Source organism: Hydrogenophaga sp. PAMC20947 (assembly GCF_004795855.1).
Lineage (GTDB): Bacteria > Pseudomonadota > Gammaproteobacteria > Burkholderiales > Burkholderiaceae_C > Hydrogenophaga.
On the sequence record NZ_CP039252.1, the window covers coordinates 24,050 to 44,687 of the forward strand.

20 protein-coding genes are annotated in these 20,638 nt (G+C 61.9%); 13 read left to right on the forward strand and 7 right to left on the reverse strand.

Translation table 11 applies throughout. The features are described from left to right. The first annotated feature begins 298 nt into the window (after positions 1-298). The 5 genes from E5678_RS00110 (at position 299) to E5678_RS00130 (ending at position 6,672) form a co-directional block, all read left to right on the forward strand. Complete coding sequence (locus E5678_RS00110) at positions 299-1,006, forward strand: DUF3348 family protein (protein ID WP_168708447.1); 708 nt, start codon at positions 299-301, stop codon at positions 1,004-1,006. A gap of 142 nt (positions 1,007-1,148) precedes the next feature. Next, a complete protein-coding gene (locus E5678_RS00115; RefSeq protein ID WP_136176646.1) occupies positions 1,149-3,788 on the forward strand; it encodes a DUF802 domain-containing protein in 2,640 nt (879 codons plus the stop codon). Further along, positions 3,785-4,507, forward strand: coding sequence for an OmpA family protein (locus tag E5678_RS00120; RefSeq protein ID WP_136176647.1), 723 nt, complete (start codon positions 3,785-3,787; stop codon positions 4,505-4,507). Before E5678_RS00115 ends, E5678_RS00120 begins: the two co-directional genes overlap by 4 nt. Further along, positions 4,507-5,364: a DUF2894 domain-containing protein gene (locus E5678_RS00125; RefSeq protein ID WP_136176648.1), complete on the forward strand. Its 858-nt coding sequence runs from the start codon at positions 4,507-4,509 to the stop codon at positions 5,362-5,364. The genes E5678_RS00120 and E5678_RS00125 overlap by 1 nt, the downstream gene beginning before the upstream one ends. A gap of 111 nt (positions 5,365-5,475) precedes the next feature. Then, entirely contained in the window at positions 5,476-6,672 is a 1,197-nt protein-coding gene (locus tag E5678_RS00130) for a hypothetical protein (RefSeq protein ID WP_136176649.1), read from the forward strand. A 96-nt stretch (positions 6,673-6,768) separates the two neighbouring features. Here the strand turns inward: E5678_RS00130 and E5678_RS00135 are convergent, their stop codons facing one another. Further along, positions 6,769-7,569 (reverse strand): DUF2182 domain-containing protein, encoded by an 801-nt coding sequence (locus tag E5678_RS00135; RefSeq protein ID WP_168708448.1) that lies wholly within the window; start codon positions 7,567-7,569, stop codon positions 6,769-6,771. A gap of 67 nt (positions 7,570-7,636) precedes the next feature. Continuing rightward, positions 7,637-8,239, reverse strand: coding sequence for a DUF1326 domain-containing protein (locus E5678_RS00140; RefSeq protein ID WP_136176651.1), 603 nt, complete (start codon positions 8,237-8,239; stop codon positions 7,637-7,639). Between the two features lie 197 nt (positions 8,240-8,436). Between E5678_RS00140 and E5678_RS00145 the strand changes: the two genes are divergently transcribed. Next, positions 8,437-10,383 (forward strand): hypothetical protein, encoded by a 1,947-nt coding sequence (locus tag E5678_RS00145; RefSeq protein ID WP_136176652.1) that lies wholly within the window; start codon positions 8,437-8,439, stop codon positions 10,381-10,383. A gap of 110 nt (positions 10,384-10,493) precedes the next feature. Here the strand turns inward: E5678_RS00145 and E5678_RS00150 are convergent, their stop codons facing one another. From E5678_RS00150 to E5678_RS00165, 4 genes are all read right to left on the reverse strand, one after another. Beyond that, the gene (locus tag E5678_RS00150) at positions 10,494-11,105 is read right to left on the reverse strand and encodes a hypothetical protein (RefSeq protein ID WP_136176653.1); all 612 of its coding nucleotides are present in this window, start codon (positions 11,103-11,105) and stop codon (positions 10,494-10,496) included. 26 nt (positions 11,106-11,131) lie between these two features. After that, positions 11,132-11,668, reverse strand: coding sequence for a hypothetical protein (locus E5678_RS00155; protein WP_136176654.1), 537 nt, complete (start codon positions 11,666-11,668; stop codon positions 11,132-11,134). Between the two features lie 374 nt (positions 11,669-12,042). After that, the gene (locus E5678_RS00160) at positions 12,043-12,846 is read right to left on the reverse strand and encodes a class I SAM-dependent methyltransferase (RefSeq protein WP_136176655.1); all 804 of its coding nucleotides are present in this window, start codon (positions 12,844-12,846) and stop codon (positions 12,043-12,045) included. A 269-nt stretch (positions 12,847-13,115) separates the two neighbouring features. Then, positions 13,116-14,540 carry an FAD-binding oxidoreductase gene (locus tag E5678_RS00165; protein WP_136176656.1) on the reverse strand — a complete coding sequence of 475 codons (1,425 nt, stop codon included), beginning with the start codon at positions 14,538-14,540 and terminating at the stop codon, positions 13,116-13,118. A 163-nt stretch (positions 14,541-14,703) separates the two neighbouring features. On the opposite strand from E5678_RS00165, the gene E5678_RS00170 reads away from it, so the two are divergent. From E5678_RS00170 to E5678_RS00190, 4 genes are all read left to right on the forward strand, one after another. Beyond that, positions 14,704-15,729, forward strand: coding sequence for a helix-turn-helix domain-containing protein (locus tag E5678_RS00170; RefSeq protein ID WP_168708449.1), 1,026 nt, complete (start codon positions 14,704-14,706; stop codon positions 15,727-15,729). 1,109 nt (positions 15,730-16,838) lie between these two features. Next, entirely contained in the window at positions 16,839-17,183 is a 345-nt protein-coding gene (locus E5678_RS00180; protein WP_136176659.1) for a DUF6152 family protein, read from the forward strand. A gap of 21 nt (positions 17,184-17,204) precedes the next feature. Further along, positions 17,205-17,687, forward strand: coding sequence for a hypothetical protein (locus tag E5678_RS00185; RefSeq protein WP_136176660.1), 483 nt, complete (start codon positions 17,205-17,207; stop codon positions 17,685-17,687). Positions 17,688-17,841: 154 nt separating this feature from the next. Next, positions 17,842-18,423, forward strand: coding sequence for a TetR/AcrR family transcriptional regulator (locus tag E5678_RS00190; RefSeq protein ID WP_136176661.1), 582 nt, complete (start codon positions 17,842-17,844; stop codon positions 18,421-18,423). 87 nt (positions 18,424-18,510) lie between these two features. Here E5678_RS00190 and E5678_RS22750 read toward each other — a convergent pair whose 3' ends face one another. Further along, the gene (locus tag E5678_RS22750; protein ID WP_281728087.1) at positions 18,511-18,645 is read right to left on the reverse strand and encodes a hypothetical protein; all 135 of its coding nucleotides are present in this window, start codon (positions 18,643-18,645) and stop codon (positions 18,511-18,513) included. Between E5678_RS22750 and E5678_RS00195 the strand changes: the two genes are divergently transcribed. The 3 genes from E5678_RS00195 (at position 18,644) to E5678_RS00205 (ending at position 20,602) form a co-directional block, all read left to right on the forward strand. Next, complete coding sequence (locus E5678_RS00195; protein ID WP_136176662.1) at positions 18,644-19,198, forward strand: carboxymuconolactone decarboxylase family protein; 555 nt, start codon at positions 18,644-18,646, stop codon at positions 19,196-19,198. The genes E5678_RS22750 and E5678_RS00195 overlap by 2 nt on opposite strands. Positions 19,199-19,344: 146 nt before the next feature. Then, positions 19,345-20,016 (forward strand): DsbA family oxidoreductase, encoded by a 672-nt coding sequence (locus E5678_RS00200; protein ID WP_136176663.1) that lies wholly within the window; start codon positions 19,345-19,347, stop codon positions 20,014-20,016. Positions 20,017-20,065: 49 nt separating this feature from the next. Further along, a complete protein-coding gene (locus E5678_RS00205; RefSeq protein ID WP_136176664.1) occupies positions 20,066-20,602 on the forward strand; it encodes a hypothetical protein in 537 nt (178 codons plus the stop codon). Positions 20,603-20,638: the final 36 nt, after the last annotated feature.

Below are 20,638 nucleotides of genomic sequence, written 5' to 3' on the forward strand. Positions count from 1 at the left end.
GAACGGGCTTTCGAGCTGGCCACAGGGGCTGGCCCGAGCCGCCCGGCATGGCGGTTGGGGCCTGATTGCTGGGCCGCCCGTCGAAAACACGACTTCGAGCCGATGGCATGCTGCCGGCTGGACAGGCCCGCTGGGGCACCCCAGGCCTTGCCTGAATGTCGTTTTTTGGGGCAATCCCGTGGGATTTCTCCCGAGTTTTCATTCTTTTACACACGGCCAGGGCTCCTTCGCGAGGAGAAGCCCGAGGAAATCGTTTTTGCGCGGCAGTTTCAAAAGTTCTTCTCACCGCTCTGCTTTGGTGCACCTGCTCAGTGAAAGCAGTGGCGTCAGCGCGGCTGCGCCCGTAGGGCAAGACTTTGCGGAACGGCTGGGTGCCTGGTTGAGCGTGGCCGATGCGATCACCTTGCGGTCAGCGCTGCAATCCCAGGCCGCCCCCATGGCGCCGGGTCGCACCGGGGCGCCTGCACCGCACAGCCTGGCCGAAGAGCTTCAGCAAGTGCGCGCAACCCTCACCAAATCCATCGAGACGGCCGAGCCGGTGCAACCCCAGCGGGGCAGGGCGGATCACTCCGCCCAGGGTGCCCTCTCGGCACCGGCCTTGCCGCTTGACCCCGCCGCTGAGTTCGCCATGCTGCACCAGCGCTATGTTGAGCAACAGCGCCGCATGGAAATGAGCGTGGACGCCTTGCGCAGCCACGCCCGCGAGCGGCTCTCGGCGGCCTCACCCGAACTGGCGCAACTGGCGCTGCTGGACGGAGTAATGGACCAGATGCTCGGCGGGCGCGAGCAACACCTGCTGTCCACCGTGCCCACCTTTCTCAAGAAACGCTTTGAGCAACTGCGCCGCGAGGCGGCGAATGAAGCCAATCCGGACACCAGCCCCGATCTCTTGCAGCGGCCTGCCTGGCTAAGTCAGTTGACCACCGAATTCCAGCAGGCCCTGCTGGCCGAACTGGAGCTGCGCTTGCAGCCCGTGGCGGGCATGGCCGAGGCGCTGGCTCTATGAACTTCTCCCTGCGCCACTTCGCGGCGTCCCCCTCTGGGGGACGGTGCCCTTTGGCTGGCGGAGCCGAGCCTTCGGCATCCGCTGGGTTGGGCATTTGCTGGCACGCCCCCTTTTTTGCTTTCCAGAATTGCAAGTCACAGACATGAACCGATCTCTCAACGCCGGCGTGCTAATCGGCGCATTTCTCCTTGGTCTGGCCGCCATCCTCTGGGTGGGCGCCGGTTTTGTGGGCACCAGCCACATCGCCCTGGCCATGACCTTCGCCATCGCCGCCGCCTACCTGGCCGGTGCGCTGGAGATTCGCCGATACCGGGGCCTGACAAAGGGTTTGGCAGGGGCCTTGGCGCAGGTGCCCGAGCCACTGAACCAGCTCGGTGACTGGCTGGGCAGCGTGCCTGCGCCATTGCAACATTCGGTGCGCCAGCGCATCGAAGGCGAGCGCGCCGCCTTGCCTGGCTTGTCGCTCACGCCTTACCTGATCGGCCTGCTGGTGATGCTCGGCATGCTGGGCACCTTCCTCGGCATGGTCGTGACCTTCAAAGGGGCGGTGTTTGCGCTTGAAGGCTCGGCCGATCTGGCGGCCATCCGCTCCGCACTCGCCGCGCCGATCAAGGGACTTGGCTTTGCGTTTGGTACCTCGGTGGCGGGTGTGGCCACTTCGGCCATGCTCGGCCTCATGTCGGCGCTGAGCCGCCGCGAGCGACTTGAAGTGGTTCGCACGCTCGACGCGCGCATCGCCACTGTGTTCCATCCGTTCACGTTCGCCTTCCAGCGCAACGCCTCGTTCGCCGCCATGCAGGCGCAGGCCAGCGCCTTGCCCGCCGTGGTGGACCAGTTGCAAGCCTTGATGACGTTGATGGAGCAGCGAGGCCAGCAGCTCGACACCCAGTTGCAAACCCGACAGGACCAGTTCCACCAGGAAACCGCCGCCGCCTACACCGGCCTGGGCCAGACCGTGGCGTTGTCGCTCAAGGAAACCCTCACCGCCAGTGCGCGTATCGCGGGCGAAACCATCCAGCCCGTGGTGGAATCGGCCATGAAGGCCATTGCCGAAGAATCGACGCGACTGCACGGCCAGGTGAGCGAGTCGGTGCAAGCGCAGTTGAAGGGCTTGTCCAGCGAATTCAGCACCACCACCCACACCGTCGCCGACACCTGGAAACAGGCCCTGGACACCCAGGCCAAAACCAATACTGAGCTGGTGAGTGGACTGGGCCTGGCCTTGGTCGGGTTCAACCAGACGCTGGAACAACGCAGCCAGGCGTTGCTCAGCGACGTGACCGAAGCCATGGGTCGCCAGCAAAGCGAACAAACCCTGGCCGAAAAAAACAAGCAATCCGCCTGGGCGCAGACGCTGCAATCACAAGCCTCGGCCAGCGAAAAAATGGTCGTGCAATTGAGCGAGGCCTTGGCGGGTTTCAGCACCACCCTCGAGCAGCGCACCACGGCTTTGTTGTCGAACATGGGCGAGGCCATCGGCCGTGTGCACAGCGAGCAGGCCGAATCCGAACAAGGCAAACAGGCCGCCTGGGCGATGACGCTGCAATCGCAGGCCACGGCCAGCGAACAGATGGTGGCGCAATTGAGCGAAGCCCTGGCTGGGTTCAACACCACGTTTGAGCAGCGTGCCAGTGGCTTGCTGTCCCACGTGGGCCAGGCCATGAACCAGTCGCAGGCAGCGCATGCCCAGGCTGAGCAACAAAAGCAGGCCGCATGGACTCAAGCCTTGCAAACCATGGCCGCCGGATTGCAAAACGAATGGCATACGGTGGGCAGCCAGAACCTGGCGCAACAACAGGCCGTGGGTCAATCGCTGGCGCAGGCCGCGGCGGCCATCCGCCAAAGCGCCACCGAACAAGCGAAACAGACGCAAGAAGAAATGTCGCGCCTGCTGGAGGCTTCTGAAGCGCTCGTGAAAGCGCGCAGCGAGGCAGAAACCCAGTGGGCCACCCAACAAGGCGAGCGCATGGACCAGCTTGCCGGCCTGTGGCGCAGCGAGCTCTCTGCGTTGCGCACCGAAGAAAGCGCGCGCGGCGAATCGGCGGTGGCACGCCTGGCCAGTTGGCAAGACGGGCTGACCAGCCAGTTGCAAACCCTTCGCCGCGAAGAAGACCAGCGCGGCGAGGCTGCGGTCAACCGACTGGGCGAGCTGCAAACGGCCATGGCCAGCCACCTCGCCACCTTGGGCGAGGCGCTGGAAGCACCGATGACGCGCCTGTTGGAGACGGCCTCCGAAGCGCCCAAGGCCGCGGCTGAGGTGATCGCGCAACTGCGCCAGGAAATGAGCCACCTCACCGAACGCGACAACCTCGCGCTGCAAGAGCGCACCGCGCTGGTGGGCAACCTCGGCACGCTGCTGCAAAGCGTGGAGCACGCCACAGGCGAACAACGTGCTGCCATCGAATCGCTGGTGACATCGGCCACCGGTGTGCTCGACCAGGTGAGCCAGCAGTTCAGCGCCACACTGGAAACACAGGCCAGCAACACCAACGAAGTCGCCGCGCAAGTGGCGGGCAGCGCAGCCGAGCTGGCCAGTCTGGGCGAAGCGTTTCACCACGGCGTGATGCTCTTCAGCGAATCCAACCAGAAGCTGGTCGACAAGTTGCAGCACATCGAAGGCGCGATATCGAAGAACATGGCGCGCAGCGACGAGCAACTGGCCTACTACGTGGCGCAAGCGCGTGAGGTGATTGATCTCAGCATCAGCTCGCAACAAGGCATCGTGGAAGACCTGCGCCGTCTGCGCGGCAGCGGCAAGGCCGCTGCCGGGAGCGCCGCATGATCGGAGCAGAGTTCGAAGCCCACGCCAGCAGCGAAGACGACGGCGTCGAGCAGGCAGCGCCTGTGTGGGCGGTGTTCGGCGATCTGATGGCCGGCGTGGTGGGTGCGTTTGTGCTCATCCTGATTTCGGTGCTCGCCATGCAGATGGATCTGGTGGCCAGCTTGCAATCAGAAATTGAGAAGCGGCACCAAGAAGAAGCCCGCCGCATGGCGCTGGAAAAGGCGCTCGCCATTCCGCTGCAGTCGGGTCGTGTGACGCTCAACAACGGCCGCATCGGCATCAGCGGCAGCGTGTTGTTTGATTTGAATTCTGATGATTTGCGAGAAGAAGGTCGCCTCTTGCTCAAGAGCCTGGTGCCGCCCTTGCAGCTGTATTTGAGCGAGACCGGTCAGATGCTTATGGTGAGCGGCTTCACCGACGACCGCCCGATCCAGGAAGGCAACCTGCATTTCAAAGACAACCTCGAGCTCTCTGCCCAACGCGCGCTCAACGTGACCCGCGCGCTCATCGCAGAAGGCATGCCGCGCGCGCAGGTCTTCAGCGCTGCTTTCGGCGCCGAGCAGCCCGTGGCTTCCAACACAGATGCCCAGGGCAGGGCTCAAAACCGCCGCGTGGAAATGGCGCCCGTGCCCCGCACAGCGAATGTGAAAGCAGGAGCCGACGGCGGTGCGGCTGCCGCTGCAGGTGCTGCCCGGCCCGCTGAGAAGGCACCCGGCTGATGAGCGAAGCGGGGGCATCTTTGAACACGCTGGACCTGGACGAGGTACTTGCGAGCGTTGAAGCGCTGCGGACCAGTGACGCCAGCCTTGCCAACGCTTCACGAAGCCTGGACCCCGTTCGCCTGCACTACATCGAAGCCCTGACCCGCCGCCTGCAAGCCGCGCCGCCCGCGGTTCAAACGGTGTTGCACGCCAAGTTGTTGGTTGCGCTGAAAGCGCTGAGCGGGGGTACCGAAGCCGAGGCGGTTGCTCGGCCGTTGGCACCCCCATTGGCGAATGAAGCCAGCGATCCTCCTCTCGTGCATCCTGAACCCATTGAAGGGCTTGCCCCAGCTCCAGCCCCTGCACCGCGCAAACCCAGGCCCAAAGCCCAGCCTGAAGCCGCGCCTCCAGCCGCCCCTTTGTCGTTGCTCGGGCAACTCAACCAGCACATTCAAACAGCCTCTTCACAGCCAGACAGCGTTGGCCGTGGCAGCGCCCCGAAAAGCTTCGGCCAGGCGACGCCCTACCTGGACCTCAAAAGCGCCATCCGCTTCCGAGAAACCTGGGCCCGAATCAGCGCGGAAACAGAAGTGGATCAGGCCGCTCACCGGGCCCCTGAAAACGCCGGCCCGCTCAATGCCCACAACCTCGTGCTGCGCACTCTTTCGCTCATGCGCGAACTCTCGCCCGACTACCTGCGCCGGTTCATGAGCCACACCGAGTCGCTGCTGTGGCTGGACCAGGCCCATGGACAGTTGAAACAGCCCGCTGGCAAAGCCAAAACGGCCAGGTTGTCAAAAGTGACGAAAGTGCCGAAAGTGCCGAAAGTGCCGAAAGTGCCAAAAACGACAAAAGCGACAAAGGCCGAGCATTGAGCAGAGGCTGGCCAGATGGTGGACATGGCCAGATGATGCCCTGTTGTGTTGGCTGCCTTGCCATGTCTCCAGCGCCGGCGTGAAAGATCCATGGCTCATTGCTGAGGCCCTATGAGTATTGATGTGATCGTGGTGTTGTGCGCGCTGACCGCCGGCGGACTGTTGCTCTGGCGAAAGCTGGCAGGCAATCGCCTGTGGCGGGCGAGCACCACGCCGTTGGCATCGATCATTGGCAGCGGGTTTTTGGTGTTGGGGCCGCTGCTGAGCCACAGCTATGGCCGGTGGGCGCCTGCTGTGATGGCCATGCTGTGCCTGGCGGCCTATGCCTTTGGTTGGGTGGTGCGGGTCAACATCGCAGCCATAGACGCACAGCAACGCAGCCCCATGCAGGAACGTTGGGACGATGTCTCTTCCTGGGTGTTGGTGGTGGCCTACGTCATATCGGTGGCCTACTACCTCAACCTGTTCGGCGCCTTCGGCTTGAACCTGTTTCTCCCGAACAGCGAGATGGGCCCCAAGTTGTTGACCAGCGCCGCCTATGTCCTGATTGCGGTGGTGGGACTGACCAAGGGGTTCGGTGCGCTTGAGCTGATGGAGCGTTTTTCCGTGGGCTTGAAGCTGGCCATCATCGCTGGTCTGCTGGGTGGTTTGGCGGTGTTTTTTGCGCAACGCGGCGTGGCGCATGAGTGGGTGTTCAGCCCGCCGTCGGTGCATGGCATCTCGGCGTTGACCCTGGCCTTTGGCCTGATCGTGACGGTGCAGGGGTTCGAGACCTCGCGCTACCTCGGCCTTGCCTACGATGCCAGCACCCGCATCCAGTCCATGCGTGTGGCGCAGTGGTTGTCGGCCTTCATCTACATGGTCTACGTGGTGTTGCTGACCTACAGCTTTGCAGGCGATGCGGTGCCCCATTCAGAGACCGCAATCATCGATTTGATGCGCAAAGTGGCCTGGATACTGCCGCCCTTGCTGGTGGGGGCCGCGCTCAGTGCGCAGTTCAGCGCCGCGGTGGCCGACACCAGCGGCTCCGGCGGCCTGGTGCGGGAACTCAGTGGCGGGCGAGTGCCCGAGCGAAGGGCGTATGTGGTTCTGGCTGTCGTGGGCCTGGCGCTGACCTGGATGCTGCATGTGTTCGAAATCATCGCCCTGGCCAGCCGCGCCTTCGCCTTGTATTACGCCATTCAAGCGGCCATTGCCACCCTGGCGTTGAAACAACAGAGGCGGCCGATCGCTATGCTGGGCGCAGCCAGCCTGTCGTTGACTGGATTGCTCATCGCTGTGTTTGGACGGGCCATTGAAGGCGGGTGACCGGGCATGCCCGACTCGACAACACCGGCGCGTTAGCGGCCAGCACCGCTTGCCGCGCCGCGTCGCAGCACCAGCGGGGACTGCTTCAGCCCAGCGTCAATGGGCCAGCAAGGCGAGTGCGCCCATCCACAGCCCTGAAATCACAAGCGCCACGCCCGTGATCCGGTCGATCCGCCAGGCGGGTGGAACGACTTTTTCGCTCAACACCAGAAAAGTGAGCACGCCCATCCACACCAGGTTCATGGCGCCCACGACAAACATCATCGCCATCAGTGCCCAGCAGCAACCCACGCAGTAGCCGCCGTGGCGAATGCCGAGCATCAAAGCGCCGCCAGCGCCATCGCGCCACTGGGCCATGAAGTAGGCCAACGGGGACCGGCATTTCGCCAGGCAGGCGGTCTTCAACGGGCTGAACTGGTAAAGCCCTGCGGTGAGCAAAATGACTGCGCTCAACAGCGCGTTCGTGCTTTGGGCCATGGCATCGATCAAGGCGGAGTTTGTCAACGCCGATTGAAGCGCGGCGGCGGGCGCGGCAAACAAGAGCCAGCAAGCCGTGTAGCCAGCGATGTACATCGTGGTGGTCAAGTTGCTGCTTGGCGCATGGCGCCTGGCAGCCAAGGTGGAGAAGAGCGTGGCCGAAGGCACGACTGTCGGCAGCATCATGGCAACCATCATGACGGCCCACATCGCGAAGGTGGCCAGGAAAAGACCCAGGCCGGAGCCACCAGCGCCCATCGCAATCGAGTCCTCCACCATGCCGTTGCTGCCCATGGCCGACATGCTCGCGTCCATCTGGACCAGGAGAAACCAGCTCACGGCGGCCACGGCCGCCATGCCCAGCCACACCGGTGCGTGGCGAAGTGCTGGGCCCGATATCAGATTCGTTGAAGTGCGCATCGTCATGGCTCCCGTGCTTGGGGTGTTGGTGTTTCGCGCAGGACTTCGCTGCCTGTGTGCATGGCCGTCAATCGGACGCGTAGGCGAAGGGGGACATCAAGCCGCTTTTGCCCGAGAACTTCCAGCTCCAATCGAAGTCATCGAGGTTGAAATGGCTGGAGCGCGCCACGGTGGCGGACTTTCCGGGTGCGATGCACAAAGGGTGGCCTTCGATGGTGATCGGCCCGCCGCCCTGGCCGTCGAGCTGCTCGATGTGGGCCTCGGCAACGCCAGGGATCGACAGGCTGCTCTTGCGGCCATCCGCGCTGTAGACCATGGGCACGCTCTTGGCGCCCACCATCTCGCCGATGAACGACGCGAGCACGGCGGGGTGCCCGCCCGATTTTCCGCCAAAGATTGCGTGCAGTGCTTCGCTTTGCGCGGCGGTGGCTTTGTCATCGAAATAGGCTGCCACGCGCCATTTGGTGGCCACCATGGTGCCTGGCGCATGCACGGCGAGCGCGATGTTCAAGCCATCCAGGCTGGTTTCCGCGTAGGCGCCTTTGTCTATGTGCCAGGCCACCATGGCTTTGCATTCGCCTTCTGTGGGCGGGCTGGTGAAAATGCAGGGACACGCGGCCTCGCAATTGCAGGCTTCGAAGTAGGTTCCGCTGAGGTTCCATGGGGTCATGATGTTGCTCCTGGGTGAAGAGTTGAAGGCGGGAATGCATTGGTGATGCGTTTAGACAAATGCACCAATGGGCCTATAGTGGTGCGAGGGCGTTTGAATCGGCGTTTGAACGGCCGTTGAATCTGGCGCCCATGTGCAGCGGGCTTGTGGGCCGCCGTCAGTGCATGCCCTGGGCTTGCGCCAACTGGAAAGCACCCGTGAACAATCCCGTTCCTTCGCTCTTTCTTCGCTTGCTGGGTGACACCGCCCTGCTGTGTGATGGGGTGTTTCGCGCACTGCCCAAATCGCGCAAGACGAGGGCTCTGCTCACCTACCTCGCCATCGAAGCCCGCCCCGTTCGCCGGGAGGTGTTGTGTGAGCTGTATTGGGAGTCGGCAGCCGACCCCCGCGCTGCGCTGCGCTGGAGCCTGACCCAGCTGCGCCCATTGCTGGAAACACCGCTCGGCCAGGCACTTCAGGCCGACGCCCATTCGATTGCGCTCGATCCATCGTTGCTCGTCGTCGATGTGTGGGACGTCAAGTCCTTGCTGAAGCCCGAGACTCTTCAAGTGAGCGAAGCGCGCTTGCGGGCGATCGAAGAGGCGCTTGGCGCTGGATACGCGGCCGATCTTGAGCTGGCGACGGGCCACCGCTATGGGTTGTGGCTTGAGGGAGAGCGTGAAACGTTGCGCCGCATGCATCGACGGGTGCTCGATGAGCAGAGCGCTCGCGCCAGCAGCCCTGCGGAGGCCCTGTCGACGGCGCGCAAGCGGGTGGCGCTGGACCCTCTGGATACCGAGGCCAATGCCAGGCTGCTGGAGCGGTCTGTTGAGGTCGACGGAAAGGACCGCGCTCGCACCGCGCTCGAAGGCATGCGCGCACTGTACCGGGCAGAAGGGCTCTCCGATCATGCGCTGGTGGCCAGCTGGCGCGGCCTGGAACCCGTTGCTGCGCTCGAATTGCCCGACAAACCCTCGGTGGCCGTGTTGGGGTTTTCCGATCTCGGTGGCCATGAAGACGGCCCCGTGCTCGCCGAAGGGCTGTCCGCTGATCTGACACTCACGCTGGGCCGTTTTCGCGGGTTGTTTGTGACCGCCCGTGCTTCGTCTGTGCGCCTTGCTGCTGGTGCCGACGAGCTGGAGAGGGCGGGGCGCATGCTCGGTGTGCGCTACCTGGTGCATGGCACCACGCAGCGGCTGAACCGGCGCGTGCGCGTGACGGCCACGCTGGTCGATGCGCAGCGCAATGTGGTCGTTTGGAGCGAGCATTTTGATCGGGCGCTGGGTGATCTGTTCTCGGTGCAGGACGATGTGTCGATGGCGATTGCCTCGGCCATCGAGCCCGAAATCGCTCGAGCCGAGGCCGAGCGCGCCGGCTTGAAAGCGCCCGAAGACCTTTCCGCTTGGGAGTGTTATCACCGCGCCATGTGGCACTGTTATCACTTCACGGCGCAACACACTGAGCAGGCCTACCAACTGTTTCAACGCGCACTGGTGCTTGAAAAGGGCTTTGCCCGTGCCCACGCGGGGCTCTCTTTCACGCACTATTCGCGTGCGTTTCTCAACGCCACGCCGGCGCCCGATGCGGCCGTGGCTCTGGCGCTCGACCATGGTCAGACCAGTGTCGAGCTCGATGAGCGCGACGCGATGGGCCACTGGACGCTGGGCCGGGCGCGGTTTCTGGCCCGCGAACACGATCAAGCGATACAGTCTGTGCGGCGCTCGATCGACATCAATCCCAGCTTTTCACAAGGGCACTACGCGCTCGGCTTCATGGAAGCCCACAGCGGCTTGCAACAGCAGGCCTTGCCCGATCTTGCGGCCGCCGAGCGCCTGAGCCCGCTGGATCCGTTGCTCTTCGCGGTGGAAGGTTCACGGGCCGTTTCGCTGGCGATCGAAGGCCGGTTTGACGAAGCGGCCGCCTGGAGCGTTCGCGCCTCTTCAGAGCCGAATGCCCATTTTCACATTCAAGCCATCGCAGGAGCTTGCCTCGCCATGGCCGGTCGCCAGACAGAGGCGCTGGCCTTTGCGCAGCGCGCTTGCCGCGACCATCCCGGTTACTCCATTCGTATCTTCGAGCGCAGCTTTCCGCAGAAATTTGCCCAGCATCAGGCCTTGATGGCGAAAGCCTTGCGCAGCGCCGGGGTGCCGGATGGTGAGACCTGATCGGCTGCGAGCAATGCCGTGTTTTGGCGACAAATGACCTCGAAAGAGCGGGTTTCCAACGGTGACCCTGACTGCTTCTGGGCTTCCTTGCTGGGCTTGAGCCATGGCCCTCAGGTCAGCGCGGCCTTCAACACAAACAGCAGCGGAACAGGTGCCACAGCGATCACGACAGTCAACAGAAAACCGGTGGTCGAATACAGGCCGCTCAGGCCCGCCGCCATCGCGATACCGCCACCACCACCCAGGAGCGTGTTGCCCGGCAGGTTGAAGGCGAGCGCCAGCATCAGGTAGCGATGGCCCAGCAGGAAGGGAACGAAACGCCGCGGCATCGAAATGCTCAGCAATTGCAGGCGAGCGTCCGCATCGAGCGAGTCGAGTTGCAACATCAGCGCGTGCGCCCGCTGCAGTCCGAGAGCGTCGAGTCCCGCCGCCGTGGTCCGGGCGGGCACCAACCGGCCCGTCAAAAAGGCCAGCGACAGTGCGACCACCATGCTGAGGTAGACCAAAGGAGCGATGCCTGCTCCCAGCACCATCAGCAACGCGAGTCCGACTTCGGCCCCCGGCACGAAGGGCAGCGCCGCAGCAACAATGTAGACGGCGGTGGCTGTTAACACCATCCGGTGCAGTTCAGGCTCTTTGCTTGGCCGCATATCGAAGTCGACCAGGCCAGCCAGCCAGGGTCCCGCAAGAATGCCCGCGGTGACGAGCGCGACATAGCCCACGATCAGCCAGAGTCGGCGGGTTCGCATCACAGCGGGCAGACAACGTCGGGTTCGGGCGTGACCGAGGCTTTCCGGGCTCGTTCAACCATTGCCGCCACGGATGAAGTGATGGGCGCTTCGCTGAGATCACCCTCGAAACGGAACTGGCGTCGAATCGACCAGTACCAACGGTCTTTGCGCCAGTCGACGGTGGCCACCAGGCGGTTGCCGTTCACGACCCCGGAATAGGCAAACCTGCCGCTTTCGGCACTGGCCATCTCGCCTCGGAAGTGGATCTCGTCGCCGACCATGCGCACCCAGTAGATCGTGGGTTCGAACCCGCAGGGCACACAGACGCCAGACCAGAAGTATCCGTCTCGAAATGACAGGGCATCTTGTCGCCCACGCGCGCCGTCCGCTGGTGCGAAGGTGCCGACGAACATTTTGCCGTCCAGATCACCGCGCATCGGCGCGTCTTCTGGCCCACTGTTGGCAATGCCCATGATGGGCATCGTTGCTGACAGGCTCGACAGGCCCAATGCAGCCAACCTAACCACCCACAGCCGCCTGTTGCTTCGCACCATCTGCGTCTCCCGGTTACCGCTGACGGTTCAATGTATACCCCGTTGCGGCCAGTCGCAAGCCTGTCAGCACTTGAGCACGACCTGCCTGGCACTGTGGCACTTCGTCCGTTCATTGGCCAACGACGGGCGCCTGATGGTGCACCAAAATCCGCCAGCTGCAGGCGCTCGTGGGCGGTGCAGAACACGGCCGCATGCGGGCGGAAACCCTGGACGGCGACACACAAGAGTGCGCGCGAGTGAACGCGTTATCTCGCGGCATGGCGCATCGCACTATCCAAGGCGCCGACCCCTCGGCAAGCCATGACATGCCGCCTGCTGGGGGCTGCTTGCTTCTGCTGGGTCAACTGGGCGGCGTGTGTTCGAGCTGGGATCCGTCAAGCAGCATGCGCGCGCGTCAGCAGGTAGTCTTGGTGTATCGCGTTGTCAAAATGGTAGGGCGTGGCGAGCGCGTCGAACTCGGCGCGGAATCGCTCGAGCTTCTCAGGGTCGCCAGCCATGCTCTCCACCAGCTTCTGCATCGGGCCGACTGAGCGCTCCATGAAGAGCCGGAAGTGCGGGATGCTCAATGCCGAGAACTTCATCACGCCGCGCTCGAAGAACGGCGCATCGAACCGGTTGCCCAGCCGCTCCGCGACAAGAGCCGGGTTGCCCCATTGCGGCGGTGGGTCGGCGCCTGGCGGCGGCGGTGGCGAATTGCGGCCAACGAACGCGAACATGCGGCCGATGAAGTGCTCGGGCGGCCAAGTGGCGAAGGCTATGCGCCCGCCGGGCTTGAGGACGCGGCGCATTTCGCTGACGACGACCTTGGACCGTGGTGCGAACATGTGCCCGAACTGACTGACCACCACATCGATCGATGCATCGGGGTAGGGAAGTTCCTCGGCGTCGCCCTGTTTCCAGTTGATCTCGGGCAAACGGGCGATGGCGGCGTTCTCTCGCGCCTGTTCGATCAGTTCCGGGGTGAGGTCGAGCCCGAAAACACGGGCACCCCGACGCGCCGCGGTGATGGCCAGCACCCCTGTGCCGGTCCCGATGTCGAGCACGGTCTCGCCAGCAACAATGCCAGCGAAGCGCACAACATGACCCGCGACTGGCGTGGTAAACAGCGCGGTCGGCCCGAATGAGGCCCACATCTCGCGTTGGCGATTTTTCAGTTCGGTGAACGGATCCTGGGACATGGCGCCTCCTGACAGACCCGATACACAGCTCGAAAGAGCATGCCGACCAAGGGTCGTGTCGGGCATCTTAGGCGCTTCAGTGCGGGATTGCCAGTGTCGGTACTGCCCGTTGTGCTGCCAACCGGAGCGGACGTCGTCAGCGTTGACTGGCATACCGACACCACAAACAAGAGACAAGAGACGATGCCAATAGAGGCCTGTCGATGCCGCTGCGAATGCAAGCTCAAGCTGTGCCACGTGGTTGTGAAACTGAGGACCGGCGGCGGCGTCTATACCGGCTTGATGTTTTGATTGAATCGAAACATATTGCCTGGATCGTAGCGATTCTTGATGTGCGCCAGCCGAACGTAGTTCTGGCCAAAGGCGTCGCGGGTCAGTTCATCGCTGTCTGCGTCCTGCCCGGCAAAATTGAGATACAGGCGCCCATGGTGAGCATGTTTTCGGGCTCGGCTCCAGGCCGACCGGGTCCAGCCGATGACCTTTTCATCGTCCTTCGGGTCACGCCAGACCGAATCGAGCGAGTACATCCATCCGAATGACCGGTCCCCGAATGCTGTGGCATCGGCCGGGACCGCTGCTGTTGCACCGCCAAAATTCCAGAATGAACTTATCGATTGGTCAGATGGCGAAGCCGCGGCGTTCTCGATGGCTTCTTCGATTGCCTGGTCCGTCAGTTTTGACAGCAGGTGGCTTTTCCAATAGCACCGAAATTCTCCCGCTGGAAACAACGCATCGAAAAGCTTCTGGACTTCGCTGTACGGCATTTGTCCTGAAAAATCGGCGACCATCGGACCCAATTGCCTGAGGGGCTGCAATACGCGCTCCCCGTCCGAAGCATCACCTGCGTAGACAGCGGCGAGTGTGTAGCACCTTGTTCCCCAGAATTTCTCCGGATAGTCGGAACTGGCGGCGACGGTGGAAAATTCGCAAATGGACCCGATCACATCGCTCTTGTCTGCAAGAAAGTCTCGCCAGAATCTGATCGGCCCGGCACCAGATGACAATGGATAAATGGGTGCTGCGAACATCACCGTTGGCCCAACCGGATGCAGCTTGAACTCGAAACTCACGACAACGCCAAAGTTGCGGCCCCCGCCTCGCATTGCCCAGAACAGGTCTGCATTTTCCGACAGGCTCGCCCGGATCAATGCGCCGTCCGCCGTGACGACTTCCACGGCCAGGAGATTGTCAATACAAAGCCCATGCGCGCTGCGCAGCCAGCCCACGCCGCCACTCAGCGTCAAACCTGCGACGCCGGTGTCGGAAATGAGACCCCCAGGTGTTGCCAGCCCATGGGCCTGGGTCGCTGTGTCGACATCCGCCCAAAGGGCGCCACCTTCTACGGACGCTGATTTTTCGACAGGGTTCACTTTGACGCCGCGCATCTGAGACAGGTCGATCATCAACCCTTTGTCGCAAACCGCATGACCGGCTACGTTGTGTCCGCCGGCGCGGATCGACACTGGCCAACCGCTTTCGCCTGCGAACCTGACCGAGGCGACGACATCAGCAATCGACTTGCAACGGCTGATTGCGAGTGGGTGGCGGTCGATCATGCCGTTCCAGACGAATCTGGCATCGTTGTACGCTGCGTCCAGCGGAGTCAACAGTTCGCCTGACAAGCGGGACTTGAACGCCGCCAATGAACGTGCGAGCGCTCCCGAGGGCGATTCAGCTGGGGTTGCATGTCTCATGGTTGGGCTCCTGTGATTGTGGGTATGGATATATTGGGCTGGTCAATTCATACTAGGTTGGTGCAGGCGCGCTCGTAAGAGGCGTAAGCGACAGGATCAAGGCATATCGGACACGATTCCAACGAATTTGAATGAAGGGGCTGGTATCCCGATGAGTACTCCTTTGCCCAAGTCGACCATCGTTCTGTTGGCCGCAGAAAATTCATCACCATCGGTTCTTTATGGGCTGTTTGACGTGCTGTATTCCGTGGGCGCGGTGTTTCTGGACATGACCGCTGGCAAGCCGGGGGCCGAATCCCTGGACGTCAAGATCGTTTCCAAAGATGGCCAGCCCTTCAGGTGCGTTGGAGAAATTGGGGTGGAACCCCATGCCGCCATAACCGAAATTCACACTGCAGATGCGGTGGTTGTCTGTGACATGTACAGCCCGATCGACATGGCGCCGATCGAACAATATCCAGCGTTCGCCACATGGCTGCAGGCCATGCACGGACAGGGAGCGATCGTGGCCTCGGTATGTTCCGGCGCGCTTGTGCTGGCAGAGGCCGGGCTTCTGAATGGGCGGGAAGCCGCAACACACTGGGCCTACGGAGCGCTTTTCGCGCAGCACTATCCGGACATCCAATTGCGCAAAGACAGCGTGCTCTGTCTGAGCGCCGCGAAAGACAGGATCGTCACCGCTGGCGGTGGCACGGCCTGGCAGGACCTGGCCCTTTACCTGATCGCGCGTTTCTGCGGCCACAGGCAAGCTTGCGAAACAGCCAAGGTGCACCTTCTTTCGGGTCACGAGGACGGGCAGCTTCCCTTTGCGGCCATGAACGACCAGATCAATGACTCTGACAAGGTGATTTCGCAATGCCAGGCCTGGGTAGCTGAGAACTTCGCCCAGCCCAATCCCGTGCGGCTCATGGCCGAACGCGCGGGTCTGAATATCCGCACCTTGTCGCGTCGCTTTCGCTCTGCAACAGGCCAATCCCCGATTGGCTACGTTCAGTGCCTTCGCGTCGAAGAAGCGAAGCGCATGCTTGAGGACGACAAGGAGTCGATCGACGGGATAGGTGCTGCGGTCGGCTATGACGACTCTGCGTCTTTTCGCCGGCTATTCCGGCGGCAGGTTGGCCTCCCCCCGGCGGCGTACCGAAAAAAATTTGCATTCATTCACTCCTTTGACAAAGCGGCGCGGGGCTGATCGGGCCGGCCGGGTTGGGCGTGGGTCGTCCTGCTTGCCCGGTGAGGGCTGCTTTGTCGGTTTCAGCCAACCGCCATGCCTTGGTGAATGGGCGCGGCCATCTGAACAAAGCGATCAACGTCCGCCTGTGGCCGGAGGCGGTAGGTCGGACAGAACGGTTGAGGAACCCCTGCCAACTCAAAGCTCGCGTGGCTCGACGCCTAAAGCAGACCTTCAACACGGGAAGGCAATAGTGAGGACTTGCCGGACACGTCAGTTGTCCCCCATCAAGTGATGATCAGGCAAATGCTTGCGAAAGCGATCCACCGGTGCGCAGAACAGATCTGACAAGAGCCTGCGCGTGGTCGAGGCTTGACCGCGCACCCACGAAACACGGGGCGGTTCCACACGCTTGGGCAATGATGGATGGACCCGAGTGGCGAGTGTGAGGCTGCTCCCCGAGTTGTACTTCGAAGTGAAGTGGAATTCGGCTTGCAAAAATGCAGGCCTCATGAAAGCCAGCAACGTGACCTTGAAGCGTGGCGTTTTCAGGGATAGAAATGGGTGCCTGGACGGGTTCTGCGAGATCAAGATGAACGTCGCCGGACGCAAGCAGAACACCATCGGCCTGCTGGAGTTTTCGGTGCGCCGACGATGGTCGGGATACCGCCAATGCCTTGCCCTGCAAGTTCGCTGGCACCGACCTCAAGGCAGATGCCACTGCGGTGGCGGTGGCGTCCCTGAAGGTGGTCCACGAAGGGTTTGCGGTTTCCAACGACAGGTGTCACGACAAGCTTGGGCTTCACACATCGGTCGAGGCCCGCCACCGGCTTCAGCCTTGGGCCGTTTGACCGCTCAGACGGCACCAGCCCGATGAGGGGAGCGTCTCAGCAAGCTGCCTTGCCTTGGGAGCAACAGCAGGCGTCGGTTGTCACGTGGGTGTCTTGGCGGTTTTGGCACAAGTTGCTGTTTCGACGATGGGTCTGGCCCTTCGAGTTCGTGGGGTTTATGAAGGCGCATTTGACAGTCGAGGTTCTCGCGAATAGCATAATTTTCTCCATATTTCACCCTTGGGATGCCCCATGCAAAAAACCCAATTTTTTCGCCGCTGCCTCGCAGGATGGTTGTTGATGGGAGCCAGCATGGGAGTGGCCCTTGCTCACCATGGTTGGCGCTGGACGGACGATGGCCAGTTCGAGCTGACAGCCAGGGTCGAGAAGGCCACGCTGGGCAACCCGCACGGTGTGTTGATCATGGACGCGGAGGGTTCGAAATGGGAGGTCGAGGTGGGCCAGCCCTGGCGCAATGAGCAGGCCGGCTTGAGCGATTCAATGTTGGCAAAGGGCGCCACGTTGACGATTGTCGGCAAGCGTTCGGCCGATGCGAAGGAGCAGCGCATGAAGGCAGAGCGCATCATCATCGACGGGCAGAAGTTCGACCTTTATCCGGAACGCTTGCCGGACGGGAAGAAATAGACAACGTCCCGTTGGATCCAGTTGAACTCGGCTTTTTCCTTCCTCGAGGTGCTGGAGCGCAGTGCGCTGTCGGTGAGCCTGCGTGCCTCGGAATGGGTGTATCCGGTGGTCAATACGCTGCACATTGTGGGGATCGCACTGCTGGTCGGGCCGATCCTGATTCTGGACTGGCGCGTGCTGCGTCTGCGTGCGATTCCGACGGTCTCTGTTTTGGCCACGGTATTGCTGCCCGCCGCGCGCAGTGGCTTCGCGCTCGCGGTTGTGGCGGGATCGCTGTTGTTCGTCGCTCGCCCATTGGACTATGCCTTCAACACGCTTTTCCAGGTCAAGTTGGGATGCATCGTATTGGCGTTGCTGAATATCGCTTTCCTCCACCGCAGCAAGGCTTGGGGCTTAGCGGTAGCGCACAACCACCTTGATTGGCGCGTGCGTTTGGCCTGCAGCTTTTCGCTGCTGTTCTGGTTAATGACGCTCGGTTTGGGGCGGTTGGTTGGCTACCGGTGACAGGCAGCTCCGTGCTACGGGCCGCAACCTCTGCGAACGGAACCCGGTGCCTGTCGCCCAGTGGGGCGGTCAACGCCGCGATCGGGCCATGTTTGGAACAAATGGTTTAAATCTGCTAGGATGACTTTTCGTTCAAACTGCAGAAGGCGAAGCCATGCCCTGGGAAAAATCATTTGATGAAGACGAAGTCGTCGGCAAGGCGATGAACGTTTTTTGGGAGAAAGGCTATGAGCCCGCCTCCATGGCTGATTTGATCGCCAGCACCGGCATCACCCGAGGCAGTCTCTACAACGCTTACGGTGGCAAAGAGGCGCTGTTCATCAAGGCGCTGGAGAAGTACGACAAAGACAACCGACGCGCGCTGCTGGCCGAACTGGAAGCGGTGGACGATCCTGTGCGGGCCATCGCGGTACTCTTCGATGGTCTCGTGGCGGAAACCGTGGCTGACACCAGAAAAAAGGGCTGTTTCCTCGTGAACACCGCTTCTGATCTGGCCACGCACGGCGACGAAGTCAACAGCCTGGTGCGCAATGGGTTGCGTGATTTCCAAGCCTTCTTTCGCCGTTGCATCGAGGTGGGCCAGGCGCGCCAGCAAATCCCCTTGGGCATCGAGCCCGACGCCACGGCCAAGGGCCTGATGGCCATGGTGGTGGCCATTCGGGTGCTGGGGCGCGGCGTGTTCGATGAAACCTCGCTCAAGACCATTGCCGAACAGGCGCAACGCTTGTTGCGTTGAGCAGTCCTTACCCACAAACTCCGCAAGGCTATTGAAAGCCGAGGTCCAACCGGTTGATTTAAAGCAGCTATATTTAAACCAATCGATTTAAACAAATTGCCCGCTGATGCGGCCAAGCCACCCCGAATGCGCCATGTCCAAGGCATGACGCTCCACCTTGGCGGCATTCGGATTTCGCCCCATTTCTTTTCCTTTTTCATTTTTACGAAGCGAGCCCACCATGACCACATTTCAACTGCACGACGAAAACACCGCGCCCGAGGGCAGCAAAGAGAGCCTCGCCAATTCGAGGAAATCTTTCGGCATGGTGCCTGGCCTGCACGCGGTCATGGCCGAAGCCCCAGCCCTGCTGGAGGCCTACAAGGTGGTGGGTGAGCTGTTCCAGAATTCCAGCCTGGACAAAGACGAGCTCACCGTGGTCTGGCAAACGGTCAACGTGGAACACGCTTGCCACTACTGCGTGCCTGCGCACACGGCCATTGCCAAAGGCATGAAAGTGGAGGACGCCATCACGGAAGCGCTGCGCAATGAAACCGCGCTGCCCAACGCCCGCCTCGAAGCCTTGCGCACCTTCACCCTGAGCGTGGTGCGCGATCGCGGCAATGTCACGGATAGCGGTGTGCAAGCCTTTCTGGACGCGGGTTTCACCCAGGGCCAAATTCTGGAAGTGGTGCTGGGTGTGTCGATGAAGGTGATGTCCAACTACACCAACCACCTGGCCAAAACGCCTGTGGACGCGGCGTTCGAAAAATTCGCATGGAAGACGGCGTCCTGAGGTGCCGTTGAAGATCCGGCATCAGCACCGGGCCTTCAACGCGGGGGTAGCTTTCCAGGCGATCCACATCTCACCGGCCACCTCACCTCAGAACGGCGCTTTCGCTGCGGTCGTGAAGTGACCAAATGAACAACAAGGAACCCACCATGACTTCAACTGCGCCCAAGCTGCAAATCGATATCGTCTCGGATGTGATGTGCCCCTGGTGTGTCATCGGCTACCGGCAGCTCGCTGCTGCGCTGGAGGCCACCGGTACCCCTCACGAAATTCGCTGGCACCCGTTTGAGCTGAATCCCAACATGCCTCCTGAAGGGCAGAATATTCGCGAGCATGTGGCCGAAAAATACGGATCGACGAAGGAGCAGTCGGAAGCCAGTGGCGTGCACATGACGCAGGCGGGCGCCGAGGTGGGCTTTGAGTTCCGCTATGCCGACGACAAGCGCATGCACAACACGTTCAACACGCACCAGCTCCTGCACTGGGCGGAAAAGCAAGGCCGCATGCACGACCTGAAGATGGCGTTCTTTACGGCCCACTTCACGCGCGGCCGCAACCTCTCCGACAACACGGTGTTGGCCGATGTGGCCGCCGAGATTGGGCTGGACCGGGCCGAAGCGCTCGCGGTGCTGGCCGATCAGCGCTTTGCCACCGAAGTGCGCGAAGCTGAGCAACATTGGATCAACCAGGGCATTCAAGGAGTGCCTGCGGTGGTCTTCAATCGGCGCCACCTGGTGAGCGGCGCGCAAGGGGTGGAGAACTTCACCAGTGTGCTGAATCAATTGGCTGCCATGCCGGAAGAAGCCGCACCCGCGCCCTGAGTTTTTTGCCACACGGCAACATCGAATCCCCCCCTATATGAACCCCACCATGACAGCCGATATCAGAAAAACCAGCCCCCCCGTTTCCATGCGCGGAAAGGAAATGGATGCCGTACGTTTGCTGTTCGTGGCGGGTCTTCTCGGTCTCGTGGTGGGCGTCCTGTTCATTCTTGTGCAGCCTTTCTTTGGCATGGACACACTGACCAGTCGCCACGCAGCCGCCTACCAGCAGCTGGGTGGCTGGAGCGCGACGCCTGCCTTGCTCATGGCATGGTTTGCCCATTTGGCGGTGTCGTTGGTGTACGGCTTGATGTGCGGTCTGGTGGTGATGGCTGTGTCACGGATGCCCATGATTGCGTTGTGGACCCTTGCCTTCACATGGGTCACCACCGTGATCGCGCCGCCTGCGAACGCCCTTATCGTGCAGCTGGTTTCTTATCAGCAGCTTGACGCTGGAAAATTGCCTGGGTTGAACTTCAATTTCGATGAAAAGCTGGCGCTGCACCTGGTGGTGTTCGCGGCCATCATCGGTCCACTGTATGTCTACCGAAAGATGAATCCAGTCGGGCGCAGCGACGCCACTTGACAACGCCAAGGGCGCGGCGCTGATCTCCATGCCGCG